Origin of the sequence: Flavobacterium sp. KACC 22763 (genome assembly GCF_028736155.1) — a bacterium.
GTDB lineage: Bacteria > Bacteroidota > Bacteroidia > Flavobacteriales > Flavobacteriaceae > Flavobacterium.
The window spans coordinates 5,013,570-5,029,953 of record NZ_CP117879.1 but is presented as its reverse complement, the minus strand read 5'-3'; the positions used below and the strand labels follow the sequence as shown (position 1 = coordinate 5,029,953).

The 16,384-nt window shown below is 34.2% G+C and carries 12 protein-coding genes and 2 tRNA genes; 5 read left to right on the top strand and 9 right to left on the bottom strand.

Translation table 11 applies throughout. The features are described 5' to 3' along the window. Window positions 1–128: 128 nt before the first annotated feature. Genes infB through rimP form a run of 3 tightly spaced genes read right to left on the bottom strand, consistent with a single transcriptional unit; the run spans window position 129 to window position 4,798 of the window. Complete coding sequence (gene infB, locus PQ463_RS21160) at window positions 129–3,002, bottom strand: translation initiation factor IF-2 (protein ID WP_274255363.1); 2,874 nt, start codon at window positions 3,000–3,002, stop codon at window positions 129–131. A 58-nt stretch (window positions 3,003–3,060) separates the two neighbouring features. Continuing rightward, window positions 3,061–4,314: a transcription termination factor NusA gene (nusA, locus tag PQ463_RS21155; RefSeq protein ID WP_095927936.1), complete on the bottom strand. Its 1,254-nt coding sequence runs from the start codon at window positions 4,312–4,314 to the stop codon at window positions 3,061–3,063. 19 nt (window positions 4,315–4,333) lie between these two features. Next, window positions 4,334–4,798: a ribosome assembly cofactor RimP gene (rimP, locus tag PQ463_RS21150; protein ID WP_162536295.1), complete on the bottom strand. Its 465-nt coding sequence runs from the start codon at window positions 4,796–4,798 to the stop codon at window positions 4,334–4,336. Window positions 4,799–4,973: 175 nt separating this feature from the next. Here rimP and PQ463_RS21145 point away from each other — a divergent pair, with 175 nt between their 5' ends. The 3 genes from PQ463_RS21145 to PQ463_RS21135 all read left to right on the top strand — a co-directional run bounded on the left by PQ463_RS21145 (window position 4,974) and on the right by PQ463_RS21135 (window position 8,243). After that, window positions 4,974–5,798 carry a universal stress protein gene (locus PQ463_RS21145; RefSeq protein WP_274255362.1) on the top strand — a complete coding sequence of 275 codons (825 nt, stop codon included), beginning with the start codon at window positions 4,974–4,976 and terminating at the stop codon, window positions 5,796–5,798. Window positions 5,799–5,952: 154 nt separating this feature from the next. Then, window positions 5,953–7,374, top strand: coding sequence for an aldehyde dehydrogenase family protein (locus PQ463_RS21140; protein ID WP_274255361.1), 1,422 nt, complete (start codon window positions 5,953–5,955; stop codon window positions 7,372–7,374). Between the two features lie 62 nt (window positions 7,375–7,436). Further along, window positions 7,437–8,243 carry a helix-turn-helix domain-containing protein gene (locus tag PQ463_RS21135; protein ID WP_274255360.1) on the top strand — a complete coding sequence of 269 codons (807 nt, stop codon included), beginning with the start codon at window positions 7,437–7,439 and terminating at the stop codon, window positions 8,241–8,243. Window positions 8,244–8,445: 202 nt separating this feature from the next. Here the strand turns inward: PQ463_RS21135 and PQ463_RS21130 are convergent. After that, window positions 8,446–8,516: transfer RNA gene (locus PQ463_RS21130), tRNA-Gln, on the bottom strand. A 109-nt stretch (window positions 8,517–8,625) separates the two neighbouring features. Continuing rightward, window positions 8,626–8,696: transfer RNA gene (locus PQ463_RS21125), tRNA-Gln, on the bottom strand. Between the two features lie 246 nt (window positions 8,697–8,942). On the opposite strand from PQ463_RS21125, the gene PQ463_RS21120 reads away from it, so the two are divergent. Both PQ463_RS21120 and PQ463_RS21115 read left to right on the top strand, forming a co-directional pair. Beyond that, window positions 8,943–12,221: a glycosyltransferase family 117 protein gene (locus PQ463_RS21120; RefSeq protein ID WP_201998618.1), complete on the top strand. Its 3,279-nt coding sequence runs from the start codon at window positions 8,943–8,945 to the stop codon at window positions 12,219–12,221. Window positions 12,222–12,321: 100 nt separating this feature from the next. Next, the gene (locus PQ463_RS21115) at window positions 12,322–12,963 is read left to right on the top strand and encodes a polysaccharide deacetylase family protein (RefSeq protein WP_111368015.1); all 642 of its coding nucleotides are present in this window, start codon (window positions 12,322–12,324) and stop codon (window positions 12,961–12,963) included. Window positions 12,964–12,988: 25 nt separating this feature from the next. Here PQ463_RS21115 and PQ463_RS21110 read toward each other — a convergent pair whose 3' ends face one another. The 4 genes from PQ463_RS21110 to PQ463_RS21095 form a co-directional block, all read right to left on the bottom strand. Then, entirely contained in the window at window positions 12,989–13,291 is a 303-nt protein-coding gene (locus PQ463_RS21110) for a thioredoxin family protein (protein ID WP_008466807.1), read from the bottom strand. A gap of 73 nt (window positions 13,292–13,364) precedes the next feature. Further along, window positions 13,365–14,600, bottom strand: coding sequence for a metallophosphoesterase (locus tag PQ463_RS21105; protein ID WP_274255359.1), 1,236 nt, complete (start codon window positions 14,598–14,600; stop codon window positions 13,365–13,367). A 161-nt stretch (window positions 14,601–14,761) separates the two neighbouring features. Next, entirely contained in the window at window positions 14,762–14,950 is a 189-nt protein-coding gene (locus tag PQ463_RS21100; RefSeq protein WP_111379251.1) for a hypothetical protein, read from the bottom strand. Between the two features lie 104 nt (window positions 14,951–15,054). Beyond that, window positions 15,055–16,383 (bottom strand): sensor histidine kinase, encoded by a 1,329-nt coding sequence (locus PQ463_RS21095; protein WP_274255358.1) that lies wholly within the window; start codon window positions 16,381–16,383, stop codon window positions 15,055–15,057. Between the last annotated feature and the right edge of the window lies 1 nt (window position 16,384).

Sequence of the window (16,384 nt, the reverse complement as noted above, 5' to 3'; positions counted from 1 at the left end):
ACACTTTAAATTAAGAGAAACTAAAATACATATTTCTAATAAATCATTACTCATTAATTTCAATCTAAAATTTAACCAACAAAAAAGTCCCAATTTTCATTGGGACTTTTAAATATATGAATTGAATTTTATTTCAATTTCTTCTTGATTGCTACTTCGTGATAAGCTTCGATAACGTCATTAATTTCGATATCATTAAATCCTTTTATTTGGATACCACAATCGTAACCTTTAGTTACTTCTTTCACATCGTCTTTGAAACGCTTCAAGGCAACTAATTCACCAGTATGAACAACAACTCCATCTCTAATAACTCTAATTTTAGAAGTTCTCAAGATTTTACCGTCCGTTACCATACATCCAGCAATTGAACCGACTTTAGAAATTTTGAAAATCTCACGAATTTCTGCATTACCTAAAACTTCTTCTTTCATCTCTGGCGCTAACATTCCTTCCATCGCATCTTTCAAGTCATCGATTGCCGCATAAATGATAGAATAGTAACGGATATCAATTTCTTCTTTATCTGCAAGCTGTCTAGCATTTCCAGCAGGACGAACGTTAAATCCGATAATGATCGCGTCTGATGCAGAAGCTAAGTTAACATCAGTTTCTGTAATCGCACCAACTCCTTTATGTATAATATTGATTTGAACTTCTTCTGTAGAAAGTTTAGAGAACGAGTCTGATAATGCTTCAACAGAACCGTCCACGTCTCCTTTAAGAATTACGTTCAATTCTTTAAACTGACCAAGAGCGATACGACGTCCAATCTCATCAAGTGTAATATGTCTTTGTGTACGAACTGACTGCTCACGCATTAATTGAGAACGTTTAGATGCAATTTGTTTTGCTTCTTTTTCGTCTTCAAATACATTAAACTTATCACCCGCTGTTGGAGCTCCATCTAAACCTAAAACAGATACCGGAGTCGAAGGGCCAGCACTTAAAATAGTATGCCCTCTTTCATCATGCATTGCTTTTACTTTACCATGGTGTTTACCAGCTAACATATAATCTCCAATTTTCAAAGTACCTTGTTGTACTAAAATTGTAGAAACATATCCTTTTCCTTTATCTAAGTAAGCTTCAACAACAGTTCCTTGAGCCGCTTTATTTGGATTTGCTTTTAGATCTAAGATCTCTGCTTCTAATAAAACTTTCTCTAGCAATTCCTTAACCCCTGTTCCGACTTTTGCAGAAATATCATGTGACTGAATTTTTCCACCCCAATCTTCAACAAGTAAATTCATACCAGCCAAACGCTCTTTAATTTTATCAACATTCGCGTTTGGTTTATCAATTTTATTGATCGCAAATATAATTGGCACTCCCGCAGCTTGTGCGTGAGAAATTGCTTCTTTTGTTTGTGGCATGATATCATCATCCGCCGCCACTACGATAATAGCGATATCGGTAACTTGAGCTCCACGTGCACGCATCGCGGTAAACGCCTCGTGACCCGGAGTATCTAAGAATGCAATTTTTTGCCCATTATCTAAAGTAACTCCATACGCTCCAATGTGCTGAGTAATACCTCCAGACTCACCAGCAATTACATTTTCTTTACGGATATAATCTAGTAAAGATGTTTTACCGTGGTCAACGTGACCCATTACTGTCACAATTGGCGCTCTTGTTACTAAGTCTTCTTCTCTATCTTCTACAACTTCAATCGCTTCTTCGATATCTACTGTAATGAATTCAACGTCGTAACCAAACTCGTCAGCAACAATTGTTAATGTTTCAGCATCTAAACGCTGGTTCATGGTAACCATGATACCAAGAGACATACAAGTTCCAATTACTTTAGTAATCGGCACATCCATCATGATAGCAATTTCACCTACCGTAACGAACTCTGTAACTTTAATTGTTTTACTTCCTTCGTCAAGAGCTCTTTGCTCATCATCAGATTTCTGACGGTGCGTTTCTCTTTTATCTCTTCTATATTTTGCCGCTTTAGATTTTCCTCCTTTACCTTGAAGTTTTTCAAGAGTTTCTCTAATTTGGTTTTTTACTTCTTCTTCTGTTGGCTCAACTTTAGCCACAATTGCAGGACGGTTTCCTTTTACAAAACCAGGTCTTTGGCTTCTGTTAGCATTAAAACCTCCGCCATTATTACCTTGAGCAGGCTTATTTGGATTTGGCGTACCAGGCGCATTACCCGTAGCAGGTTTTGGCGCACCAGGCGTACCCGGTTTTGGACCAATTCTTTTACGCTTATTTTTATTTGCGTTATTATTATTGCCAACTCCAGGAGCTCCAGGTTTATTCTGAGCCGCTTTAGGATCTTCTTTCTTTTTCTTAGGTTTATTAAATTGAGATAAATCAATTGTTTGACCTGTAAGAGTAGTTCCTGTAAGCTTTTGATATTGAGTCGTAATAGTTTCCTCTGAAGTTGTTGGATCAGTAGACACGATAGGCTCCTGAGCAACTTTAGATTCTGCTTTAACTTCTTTTTTCTCAGTAATAATAGGTTCTTCTTTTTTAGTTTCAGAAACAGGAGTTGAAACAACTGGTTCAGATTTTACTGTTTTATTTTGAACAGGCTTTTCTGGCTGCACAGGCGCAGCAACAACTTTTGGCTCTTCAACCTTAGCTGTTTCCTCAGAAGGAGTAATCGCAGGTTTTTTTGGATTTAAGTCAATTTTACCAACTTGTACAGGTCCCGAAACAACCGCTCTCGCTTTAATTATTTCTTGCTGTTTTTGACGCTCTTCTTCTTGTCTGCGTTTGTCTTCAATTTCTTTCTCACGCTCTACACGCAATGCTTCTTTTTCCTTTCTTTTCTCTTCTCCAACCTCTTTAGAAGCCTCCTTATTCCCCTTATCGCCCGCAAATTGGCTTTGAAGGATATTAAATTCGCTATCAGAAATTTTTGCATTTGGATTTGCATCAATAGCAATTCCCTTATCTTTTAGATAATCCACAGCTCTTTCTAACGAAATATTTAATTCCCTTAAAACCTTGTTTATTCTTATTACTCTCTCTTCAGACATATAACCTTTTTATTATTACCTTTTTCGTTGTGTTGTTAGAGCAGATGTAAGCTATTGCTTAATTATCAAACTCTTCTTTTAGTATCTTCATAACATCTAGAATCGTTTCCTCTTCTAAGTCTGTTCTTCTTACTAAATCTTCTACGTCGTGTTTCAAGATACTTTTTGCAGTATCCAAACCGATTTTTGCAAACTCTTCAATTACCCACTCTTCGATCTCATCTGAGAACTCTGTTAATTCAACATCGTCTTCATCTGCAACAGTACCGGCAACATCTCCTTCACGAATAACATCTAATTCATAACCTGTCAACTGACCTGCTAGTTTGATATTGTGACCACCTCTACCAATTGCTTTAGAAACCTCTTCTAATTTCAAGAACACTTCAGCTCGTTTGTTATCTTCATCGATTTTGATTGAAGAAACTTTGGCAGGGCTTAAAGCTCTTGTTATAAATAATTGAATATTGTTTGTATAATTGATTACATCAATATTTTCATTTCCTAATTCGCGAACAATTCCGTGAATACGAGAACCTTTCATTCCCACACAAGCTCCAACTGGATCAATTCTATCATCGTAAGAATCAACAGCTACTTTTGCTTTTTCACCAGGAATACGAACTACATTTTTCACCGTAATTAAACCGTCAAAAACTTCTGGAATTTCTTGCTCAAATAATTTCTCTAAAAACTTCTCTGAAGTTCTAGACATAATAATTTGAGGTTTGTTTCCTTTTAATTCAACGCTTTCAATAATTCCACGAACATTATCTCCTTTACGGAAGAAATCTGAAGGAATCTGTTTTTCTTTTGGAAGCACAATTTCATTTCCTTCATCATCAACCAAGATAACTACTCTAGGACGTACGTGGTGCACTTCTGCTGTATAAATATCCCCGATAATATCTTTAAACTGTTTGTATAAATTTGTATTATCGTGTTCGTGAATTTTAGATATAAGATTCTGACGAAGCGCTAAGATAGCTCTTCTTCCTAAATCAATCAACTTTACTTCTTCAGAAACCTCTTCACCAATTTCAAAATCCGCTTCAATTTTTCTTGCTTCAGTCAATGTAATTTCCTCATTTTCAAAATCAAGATCCTCATCAGCAACAATTACTCTTCTTCTCCAAATTTCCATATCTCCTTTATCAGGATTAATAATGATATCGAAATTTTCATCTGAACCGTATTTTTTCTTTAATGCATTTCTAAATACGTCCTCTAAAATTGCCATAAGCGTTACACGATCAATAAGTTTATTGTCTTTAAACTCTGAGAATGAATCGATTAATGCTAAATTTTCCATGCGAATTTTTTAATTAAAATTAAAATGTTACCGTAACAACTGCCTCTTTAATTTCTGTATAAGGTATTTGTTGCTCTTTTTGAACTGTTTCTTTTCCTTTTCCTACTTTTTTCGGTTCTCTTGCTTTCCAAGACAAAATTATAAAAACATCATTAGCTTCTACTAATTCTGCTTCTATTTTTTCCGTATTTGTGGTAACAATCAACGTTCTACCAACATTTTTCTTGTATTGTCTTATCATTTTAAGAGGAGTTCCTACTCCAACCGATGCTACTTCTAGCGAAAAATCCTGCTCTTCACGATCTAGATTATTCTCGATTGCACGACTAATGTCAATACAGTCTTGTAGCGCTACTCCATTATCTCCGTCTAAACCAACACTAATTTTAAAAGAATCCGAAACTGCCAAATCAACCAAAAAGACTGATGGTTTTTCCAGAAGAGCTTCCGTAATTAATCCGTTTACTTTTTCTTTAAATGTCATAATTTTATAAAAAGAGGGGACACTTAGTCCCCTCATTATTTAGATTTTAATAAATAACAGTGCAAATATAGTGTTTTTTTTATAAATCAAATAAATTGATTGCTCTAAAATAATTCCGTATCTTTATAATAGCATTAAAACATAGAATTATTCATATTTTTTAACCCTCAAAATCATGAAACGAATTTTAGTACCTACCGACTTCTCAGAACATGCAGAAGACGCTTTAAGAGTTGCCGCTCAAATCGCAAAAAAGAACAATTCTGAACTCATTCTTCTCCACATGCTTGAATTGCCACAGCAATCAAACGATGCTATAATGGGCGGGACCAGCATCCCCGAAACCATGCTTTTTATGAAGAAAGCAAACGAAACGCTAGACGAAGTTGCTTCTAAAAGTTATCTAGAAGGAATTCCGGTAACTGAAATTGTAAAAATGGACAAACCCATACACGGAATAACACAAATAAGCAAAGACTACGATATTGACCTAATTATAATGGGCTCCCATGGCTCTTCTGGTGTTGAAGAACTCTTAATAGGCTCCAACACAGAAAAAGTAGTTAGAAACTCAGAAATTCCTGTTTTAGTCATCAAGAAAAACATTCCAAATTTTAATGCTTCCGATATTGTTTTTGCTTCTGATTTTTCTGATGAAGCAAAAAAACCATTTGAAAAACTTTTAAACTTCACCAAGTTATTTGATTCAAAACTGCATTTGGTTACCATTTGCACACCCAACAGCTTCAAACCAACTCACGTGAGCGAAAAAGCAATGAATGATTTTGTAGAAGAATTTAACATCACCAATTACACCACCCAAATTTATAATGACACCAATATTGAAAAAGGAATTATAAATTTCTCTAACAGAATAAACGCCGATGTTATCGGAATGTGCACACACGGCAGAACTGGTTTCGCACATTTCTTTAACGGAAGCATTAGCGAAGGCTTGGTTAATCATGCTGTTAAACCCGTTATAACATTAAAAATCTAACATAATTATTTTCTCTTAAAGCTTCTCCAGCGAGAAGCTTTTTTTATGCAAAAAAAATGAGCTTTTCAACAAAGTTTAACTGAGCTTTTCAACAAAACCGTAAATCCATTTAATGCAGAAATTTGTCAAATAAAAATTCATTAAAAACAACAATATGAAAACAATAGACAAAATTTACATTAATGGAGAATTTGTTACTCCTAAGGGAACAGAATATTTCAATCTTATCAGCCCTACAACAAATGAAAAATTAGGAAAAGTCCGTTTAGGAAACACAGAAGACACTCAAAACGCAATTGAAGCAGCCAAAAATGCTTTCAAAACTTTTTCAAAAACCACAGCCTCAGAAAGAATCCAACACCTTAAAAACATCAAATCTTCTATTGAAAAAAGAAAAACCGATTTTGTAAACATAATGGTCGAAGAATATGGAGGAACATTTCAATTTGCATCAGTAAGTTATGAATACATGCTAAAAGGATTCGACTCAGCAATTAACCTACTAAACAGCTACGATTTTATCAAAACAATGGGACAATCCGAAGTTCAAATGACTCCAATCGGCGTTGTTGGAATCATAATCCCATGGAATTCCAGCAACGGATTTATTTCTAGCAAACTAGCAACAGCAATTGTTGCGGGATGCACAACCGTTATAAAACCTAGCGAAATGAGCGCGCAACAAACACAATTAATGACAGAATGCTTACATGACGCACAACTCCCAAAAGGAATAGTAAACATCGTAAATGGATTAGGAGAAGTTGTCGGCGCAGAAATAAGCAGAAACCCAGATATCGCCAAAATATCTTTTACAGGATCTACAAACGTCGGAAAAATAATTGCAAAAGAAGCTGTCAACACTATGAAAAGAGTCACGCTTGAACTTGGCGGAAAATCTCCAAACATTATTCTAGACGACGCTGACCTCTCAAAAGCCATTCCGCTTGCGCTTGGAGCAGCATTTATGAATAGCGGACAAGCCTGTATTGCCGGAACTAGATTATTAATTCCAGAAGACAGATTAGACGAGGTAAAACTTCTTATAAAAGAAACAGCCTCAAACTTTATTGTTGGAGATCCTAAAAATCCAAATACCGCAGTTGGGCCAATGGTTAGCGAAAAACAATACAATCGTGTTCAAGATTATATTCAGATCGGAATCAATGAAGGCGCAGAAATACTGATAGGCGGATTAGGAAAACCAGAAGGATTAGAAAACGGAAATTTCGTTAAACCAACAATCTTTACAAACGTAAACAATCAAATGCGCATTGCAAAAGAAGAAATATTTGGCCCTGTTCTATCTATTATCACTTATAAAACGGAAGAGGAAGCAATTGAAATCGCCAATGACACCACTTACGGATTACAAGCATACGTAAGTTCATCAGATTCAAAAAGAGCCTATAATGTCGCTTCGCAAATTAATGCTGGTCGCGTACAAGTTAATGGAATCAGCCACGATCCGATGGCTCCTTTTGGCGGATTTAAACAATCTGGAATCGGACGCGAGTTCGGAACAATTGGCCTAGAAGCATACTTAGAGCCAAGAGCATTGATTCAGCCAAAATAATCAACATCAATCTGGAAATCTTTATGCATAAAGATTTCCAGATCTTTTAGTATTTTTACAATATGAGCATAAAACCAAATACAAAACCAAAAATCCTCTACTCTTGCTACTACTCACGCAGTCGGGAAGGTGAGCATTTTATACCCGAACATGTTTTTAGCTATCAGATTTCTGGCGAAATGATCGCTTCAGACAGCAAAAACACTTTTCATACCAAACCTGGAGATTTTCGTTTTAGCAGAAGAAATCATTTGGCAAAGTTCACTAAGATTCCACCAGAAGGAGGAGAATTCAAAACCATTTCTCTTTTTTTGGATCAGGAAATTTTAAGAGAAATCAGCAAGGAGTACAATTTGAAAGCCGATAAAAAAGCCGATACAGACGCCATGTTTTCATTGGCTCCCAACCCTCTCTACAAATCTTTCATGGAATCGCTACTATCTTATCTCGAAGTTGAAGAAGAGAATAACGAAACTTTGTTCAATTTAAAAATCAAAGAAGCTATTCATCTTTTATTAAAAGTAAATCCAGAATTAAAAGACATTTTATTCGATTTTAACGAGCCTGGAAAAATTGACTTAGAAGCATTTATGAACAAAAACTTCCATTTCAATGTACAAATGCAACGATTCGCTTATTTAACGGGAAGAAGTCTCGCCACATTTAAAAGAGATTTTCAAAAAGTTTTTCAGCAAACACCCGGGAAATGGCTTTTAAACAAAAGACTTCAAGAAGCATATTATTTAATCAGCCAAGGAAATCCGCCATCAGAAGTATACATTGGTGTTGGTTTTGAAGATCTTTCGCATTTTTCCTTTTCATTTAAAAAGAAATTCGGAATCGTTCCTTCTTCTTTAAATCATAAATAGACCTTCAATAGGTTTTCCACAATAAACCTCCCGTGGTTGAAACCACAGGCTATATTTAAAACAAGACACATAAAGCCTTGAGAACTTTGCCTTCATCATAAAATACCTTTGCACACTTTGCACATACCTTTGTGTGCTTTGCGCTAAAAAACCTAAATTTAAAGCATAAAAAAAAGCCTCTCATTTCTGAGAGGCTTTTCTGTTGGTCTACTAGGACTCGAACCTAGAAAGACGGCACCAAAAACCGTAGTGTTACCATTACACCATAGACCAGCAGTGCGGTTAAGCGGGTGCAAAATTAAAACTTTATTTAATTTATGCAAATTTTAAAGCAAACTTTTTTAAATAAAAAAAAGTCTCTCATTTCTGAGAGACTTTTCTGTTGGTCTACTAGGACTCGAACCTAGAAAGACGGCACCAAAAACCGTAGTGTTACCATTACACCATAGACCAGCAGTGCTGTAAAGCGAGTGCAAATTTAAGTCTTTATTTAGTTTGTGCAAACTTTTTGGCCAAAAAAAATCATTTTTTTTGATTTTTTTCACATTCAAATCCGCTTCAACTTCAAAAACTCCTCATAGACAATACATTACTTTTCACTTATAGTTTTGTAGAATTTTTTGTTAATGCTCGTTTCTTTAAGTAAAAAAACATTTTCTTTGTAGGATAGAAAAACATTCAAATTTTTAACACCTAAATATGGCACAATTCAATTTCAATAAATGGAATACAATTATTGGTTGGTTTGCATTTGCAATCGCTTTAATAACTTATACATTAACAGTAGAACCTACAATGAGCTTTTGGGATTGCGGAGAATATATTGCTACCGCAGCCAAACTTGAAGTAGGTCACCCACCAGGAGCTCCACTTTTCCAGATGATGGGTGCGTTTTTTGCCATGTTTGCAATAGATGCTCAGCATGTGGCTCTTATGGTCAACATGATGTCTGTTTTTTCTAGCGCATTTACCATATTATTTATGTTCTGGTCATCGTCAATGATTTTGAAAAAGATCGTAGGTCGTTTTGCTGAAATTGATCAAAACAATTCGATTGTTATTTTAGGAAGTTCTTTTGTAGGCGCCTTAGCTTATACATTTTCTGACAGCTTTTGGTTTAATGCAGTAGAAGCCGAAGTTTATGCAATGGCTTCTTTATTAATCGCTCTGCTTTTCTGGCTTGGTTTACGTTGGGAGCAAGACATGGATAAGCCAAAAGGAAACAAATGGCTTTTAATCATTTCATTGGTTATTGGTCTTTCGTTTGGAGTTCACTTCATGGCTCTTTTGACTATTCCTTCAATTGGATTCTTATACTATTTCAAACACTACGAAAAAGTTACTATCAAAAACTTTCTAATTGCTAATGTAGTTGTTATTGGAATTTTATTATTCATTTTCAAGTTATTGCTTCCATTAACTATGGCATTTTTCGGAAAAACCGAGATTTTCATGGTAAACAGTATGGGACTTCCATTTAACTCAGGAACTATCTTTGTAGCATTATTATTTGTTGCCTTTTTCTATTTCGGATTAAAATATACTAGACAGAAAGGTTTAATATTCTACAACACTATTATATTGTGTATCTTATTTATCCTAATTGGCTTCTCAACTTGGTTAATGCTTCCTGTTCGTGCAAATGCCAATACGGTTATTAATGAAAACAAACCTTCAGATGCTACTGAGGTTTTGGCATATTATAATCGTGAGCAATATGGTGTAAATCCTTTATTTTACGGACCTCAATACACTGAACTTTTTGCTGGTCTTGATGCTAAAACTCCTTATTTAGACAAAAAACCAAACTACGAGAGAGATTATAAAACAGGTAAATACATTATTACCAACAATTACAAAAATGCAGAACAAAATTCTGACGACAATCAGAAAGCAATTCTGCCAAGAATGTGGAGCACAGAAACGGGTCACATTCAAAACTATATCAACTTTACAAATCCTCCAAAGTTCCGAATCAATCCTAATTATAATTATGATGAAGATTTGGCAAAATACGGAATCGATGCGAGCCAATTGAGCGAAGACGAATACAATAAAGCTACAGCTCAATTGCGTAACGAAGTTGAAAAAACAGTTTCTGAGTTTAGAAAAGCTTATGCTCAAAAACAAATTGATAACGAAGGTTACGTAAAATTCTTAAGAAGCTACGGCGAATATTTACTTATCGAAAAACCAACGACAGCAGATAACTTCAGTTTCATGTTTGAATATCAATTTGGATACATGTACTGGAGATATTTGATGTGGAATTTTGTCGGGCGCCAAAATGATCAGCAAGGTAAATACGATAATTTGGACGGAAACTGGATCAGCGGCATCAAAGCTTTAGATTCTGTTCATTTAGGTTCTCAAGACAATCTGCCAACAGATGTTTTAAACAACAAAGGCCGTAACGCTTATTATTTCCTTCCTTTTATTTTAGGATTAATTGGTATTATGTACCACGCAAACAAAGATTTGAAGAGCTTCTATGTTCTTTTGGCTTTATTTTTATTTACAGGAATTGCACTAAAAATATATTTAAATGAAAGACCTTTTGAACCTCGTGAAAGAGATTATGCGTTAGTAGGCTCCTTCTATGTCTTTGCCATCTGGATCGGATTTGGTGTTTATTCGCTCTATGAAAGTTTATATAAATACTTGGCCCCAAAAATTGCCGGACCAGTAATTATTGCAGGAAGTTTATTGGCTGCACCAGTTTTAATGGCTTCTCAAAACTGGGATGATCATGATAGATCTGGAAAATACACTGCTGTTGCAATGGCAAAAGCTTACTTAAGTTCTTGTGATAAAGATGCAATCTTATTTACCATTGGAGATAATGACACCTTCCCTCTTTGGTATGCACAAGAAATTGAGCATTTTAGAACCGATGTGAAGATTGTAAATACAAGTTTATTTATGACAGATTGGTATATCGATCAGATGAAAGCGAAGTCTTACGAATCAAATCCGTTGCCTATTTCTTTTGTACATAGCCAATATGTAGGAGATAATTTGGATTACACCGCTTACATTCAGAAAATTGACACACGTTGGAATATTAAAGATTTTATCGATTTCATCAAAAATCCTAAATCTACTGTTGGTTTACAAAACGGACAAACAATCCATTTCTATCCAACAAATAAGATTAGAGTAAATGTGGATAAAAACACTATTATTCAAAATAAAGTAGTTAATCCTAAATATTACGACTCTATTGTTCCTTATTTAGACATTGACATCAAAGGAAGCGCATTATACAAAAACCGTTTAATGATGCTTGATATCTTAGCAAATAACAACTGGAAGAGACCAATTTACTTTAGTGGTGGTGCTTTTGATGACGAAGATTATTTATGGCTAAAAGATTATCTGCAATTGGACGGAATGGTGTATAAATTGGTTCCAATAAAAAATACTCCTTCTAAAGATGGCGGGCCATTAGACATGGGACAAATCGATGCAGATAAAATGTACGATATTGTAATGAAATGGGATTGGGGCAATAGCAATGGAAACATTTATCATGATCCTGAAACTAGAAGAAACAGCATTACTTACCGCACCAATCTTTCGAGATTAATGAACCAGCTTATTGCTGAAGGCAAAATTGACAAAGCTAAAAACGTAATCAATTTGGCGATGACTAAAATGCCTTTGGATAAATATGGCTACTATTCATTGGTTGAAGCTTTTACTGATGGCTATTATAAAGTTGGCGAAAAAGCTAAAGCACAAGATCTTTTAAACAAATTGGTTCAGAAATATAAAGAGAATCTAAACTATTACAGTACATTGACTCCTTCTGACCAGACTGATCTAGCTGTAGATATTATTACAGATATCGAGCGTTACAGAAGCTTACTGCATGTAATGGATGATAACAAAGACACTGCTTTTTACAACCAGCACAAAACTACATTTAACACTTACGTAAATGTTTTTGAGCGTTTCGGACGTGAAAAAGAGTAAATAATATACGAAAATCTTACTTATTAAAAAAATGCAGCGCTATTTGATAAATAGCGCTGCATTTTTTAATTTTATACATATAATACAATTTTAATTCAAAATGAGCTTCTATTGGGTAAAAACTAACGCATTTATAAAAAAGGTGTTTTCTAAATATTGCTGGGATATTCCTAACAACGAAAAGAAAATATACCTCACTTTTGATGACGGCCCTACCCCAGAAATTACAGACTGGGTTTTATCCGAATTAAAAAAATTTGATGCAAAAGCTACTTTTTTCTGCATCGGAAAAAACATTAAAGCGAATCTGGCTTTATTTGAAAAGTTAATTACTGATGGACATTCAATTGGCAACCACACCATGAATCATGTTAATGGATGGAAAATCCATACGAATGAATATATCGAAAATGTAAAAAACTGCGCTGCTGTTTTAGATGAGCAAGAGAAAGCTCCTCATCGTCTATTGTTTCGTCCTCCTTATGGAAAAATCAAAAAAGCACAATCTAAAATTCTTAGAAGTTTAGGCTATAAAATAGTTATGTGGGATGTTTTAAGTGCCGATTTCGATCAAAGCATTACTCCAGAAAAATGTCTAGAAAATGTAACCAAAAATGTAAAATCTGGTAGCGTAATTGTTTTTCATGACAGTATTAAAGCTTCTCCAAATTTAAGATTTGCTTTGCCTCGAACACTGCATTTTTTAAAAGAAAACGGGTATAAATTTGATATTATTCACTAAATAACATCAACAAAAGAGAAGTTATTTAGACGTTAAATTGTTCCTGAACAATTCCTATTATAGTATTGGCATCAAGCTCTCCAGATTGCCTCCAGATCATTTGTCCTTCTTTATAAATCATTAAAGTTGGAAGCCCTTTAATACGAAGTGCTTCTGCTAGTTCCTGATTTTTATCTACATCAATTTTGATTACTTTGGCTTTATCGCCAAGCGCAGCAGCTACGTCCTTAATAACAGGATGCATAGAAACTGAAGATTCATTCCAATCTGTGTAAAAATCAATTAACACTGGAACTTGGGCATTTATTAGTTCTCCAAATTTTGACATAAAACCAAAAAATTAAGTTTTTTAAATCTCTTAAAAGAAATAAATATTATACAAATGTAGCATTTTTAACGAATTAACCGACATTACGGCCTTTTTTTAGTTCAATTACTGTTATTTCAGGCATAATTCCTACTCGTCCAGGATAGGCGTGAAAACCAAATCCGCGGTTAACATAAACGTATCTTCCGACGTTTTCGTACAATCCTGCCCATTGTTTATAAATATACTGTGCCAAACTCCATTTAAAATACCCTGGAATCTCGATTCCGAACTGCATACCGTGTGTGTGGCCTGCAAAAGTAAGGTGAAAGTTCTTTGGATGATCTTTAATTTCGGCTTCCCAATGGCTTGGGTCATGGCTCATTAAAACTTTAAAATCGTCTTGATGAACATCTTTTGAAGCTTTATTTAAATCGCCTGCTTTCTTAAAATTCACTCCCCAGTTTTCTACACCAATCAAAGCAATTTTGTCATCGCCTTTCTGAATGTAAGTATGTTCGTTAAGCATAAGTTTAAAACCAATTTGGCCATACAAGTTTTTAATAGCCTTAAAATTTTCGTCTTTTTCTTTTTCAGAAGGCCAAGTCACATATTCGCCATAATCATGATTTCCTAAAACGGCAAACTTTCCATATTTATACTCTTTAATACGGCTAAAAGTTTCCAGCCAAGGATGCATTTCTTTTGCATGAGTATTTACAATATCTCCTGTAAACAAAATCAAGTCTGATTCTTGTGCATTGATCAAATCAATAGCATAATTTATTTTCTCTGGATTATCAAAACTTCCGCTATGAACATCAGAAATCTGCGTGATTTTAAACCCATCAAAAGCATCTGGAAGATCTGGAAAAAATATCGTTTGTTTGATTACCTTGAAATTATATTTCCCTTCAAATATTCCATAAATTATAGACAAAAAAGGAATCGCCGCCAAACCTAATGCAATCTGACTCACAAACTTTCTACGATCAGGCATCATTTCTTTTCTTGGAGCATTGTAAACAAAATAGTTTAAAATACTGGCACCTATTCTAAAAATATCCTCGCCAAACATTATTAGCGTAAGCAAAATTTTAGGCACATATACCGTCAGCATCAATCCTGTAGTAAACATAAATTGTCTAGTTTGACCAACAGAGCGATCTACTTGCGAAAAAGAATAGATGATAAAGACTAAGACCAGTAAGCTTATAACTTGATAACTAATCAAAACCCAACGTGTTTTGATTAAAGTTCGAAAAGCCTGATATGAATAGAACTCAATAAATAATAAAAGAGCACATAGAATTACAAAACGAAAAATCATTTAATATATAGTTTTAAACAAAGTAACAAAGAATGAAAATTCTATTTCTTTTTATTATAAAAAATTTAACGCTGTTAAAATAAAAAAGCTGAAAGATGACTCTTCCAGCTTTAACCTACCAACCTTTAAAACTATTTAATCTTAAGACTTAAAATCTTATATTATTTTGCTTTTGGAGTTTCTGTTTTTGCCGTTTCTGCTTTTTTCTCTCCTTTAGCTTTTTTGTTTGCTTTTTTATCGTGTTTCTCAGTTTTCACCTCTTTTGTTTTTGCTGGTGCTGGAGTTGTTTGTGCGTTTGCCATTGCAAATGTTCCTAAAACTGCTACTGCTAAAATTGCTAATTTTTTCATGACTTTAAATTTTTATGATTGTTATTTTCATTATTTATAAGTCAAAGGTATAACCACAAAATGAAGACAAAATGAAGAAAAAGTCTTACAAGAAATTTTAACTTTTAATTAGCTTTCTCAAACAGTAAAGTAAAAGTAGTTCCTTGATTTAAAACCGATTTTACCTTGATTTGAATATGATGAAAAGAGGCAATACTTTGGGCAATTGCAAGCCCCAACCCTTGTCCTTCTTGATCTGAACTGATTCTAGCAAAACGCGTGAATATTTTTTCCAACTGAGATTCGTCCATACCTATTCCTGAATCTTTTACTGAAATATAATAGTGTTCATCTGCAAAACCGTCTTCTATAATTATGCCTCCTTTTGGTTTATTGTATTTGATGGCATTAGTTACAAGATTATATATAAGGATATGAACTAAGGTTTTATTTCCTATAAAAACAAAATCATTCTCCATCTCGTTCATGAACTGAATATCTTTATCCTCAATTCTATCTTGAAGGTCTTCCTGCAGATCCGAAACAATTTCACGAAGATTAATCTCCTCATTCAATTCATATTGATTATTATCTATCCTAGAAATCAGCAATAAATTATTGATGATTTTTTTCAGCATATCCAGCGTCTTCAAAGAACCCGCAATTTTATCGACTGCATTATCATCTAAAGATTGATTCTGCAGCAAATTTTCAAGTTTGTTTTTGAGCAGTGCAATTGGTGTAAGAAGTTCATGCGAAACATTTGAGATAAACTGTTTTTCTTTTTTAAAAACTTCAGTAATTCGATCCATCATTTGGTTCAAAACAAAGTCTAATTCCCTAAAGTCTCTTGAAGTTGCTTTTATTGGAGTATGATCAAATGTTTCTGGTTCGTTTACACGCCTAATTTTGGTGTCAATAATTTTATAAAATGGTTTTAGAAGGTATTCAATATAAAAAGTGTCTGCCAAAAAAGTAATAAAAAGAATGACCACAAAAACAATTATAATGAAAAGCCTAATTACAAAAGTTAAATCGTTAACCTCACTTAAACTGCTGCCGATTTCGAGCTGATAATCTTCACCCCCATAAGTAAAATGATGCTGCAATATTCTGTATTCGCTTTCTTCATTTTCAATCTTACGATACTCGTTTGTAAAAGTTGTTTTTTTCTGATGCGGTTTTATCGGCATTTTAGAAAGCACCAAGAACTCACTGTGAAGTGTCGAAAATTCAGAAAAAGTTTGAGTCGAGTCATCTTGATTTTCCATAAAATCATTGATTTCCTCCTGATTAAGATGCTCGATAAACTTTTTCTTTTTCTCTAGCAGACTATTATTAATATGATGATAAACTACATTTTCTACCAAAATAGGAAGCATCAACCATAAAACCAAAATGACCAGCAATCTGGTCATGGCGTTAAAAATGGCTAATTGATGTTTTATTTTCACA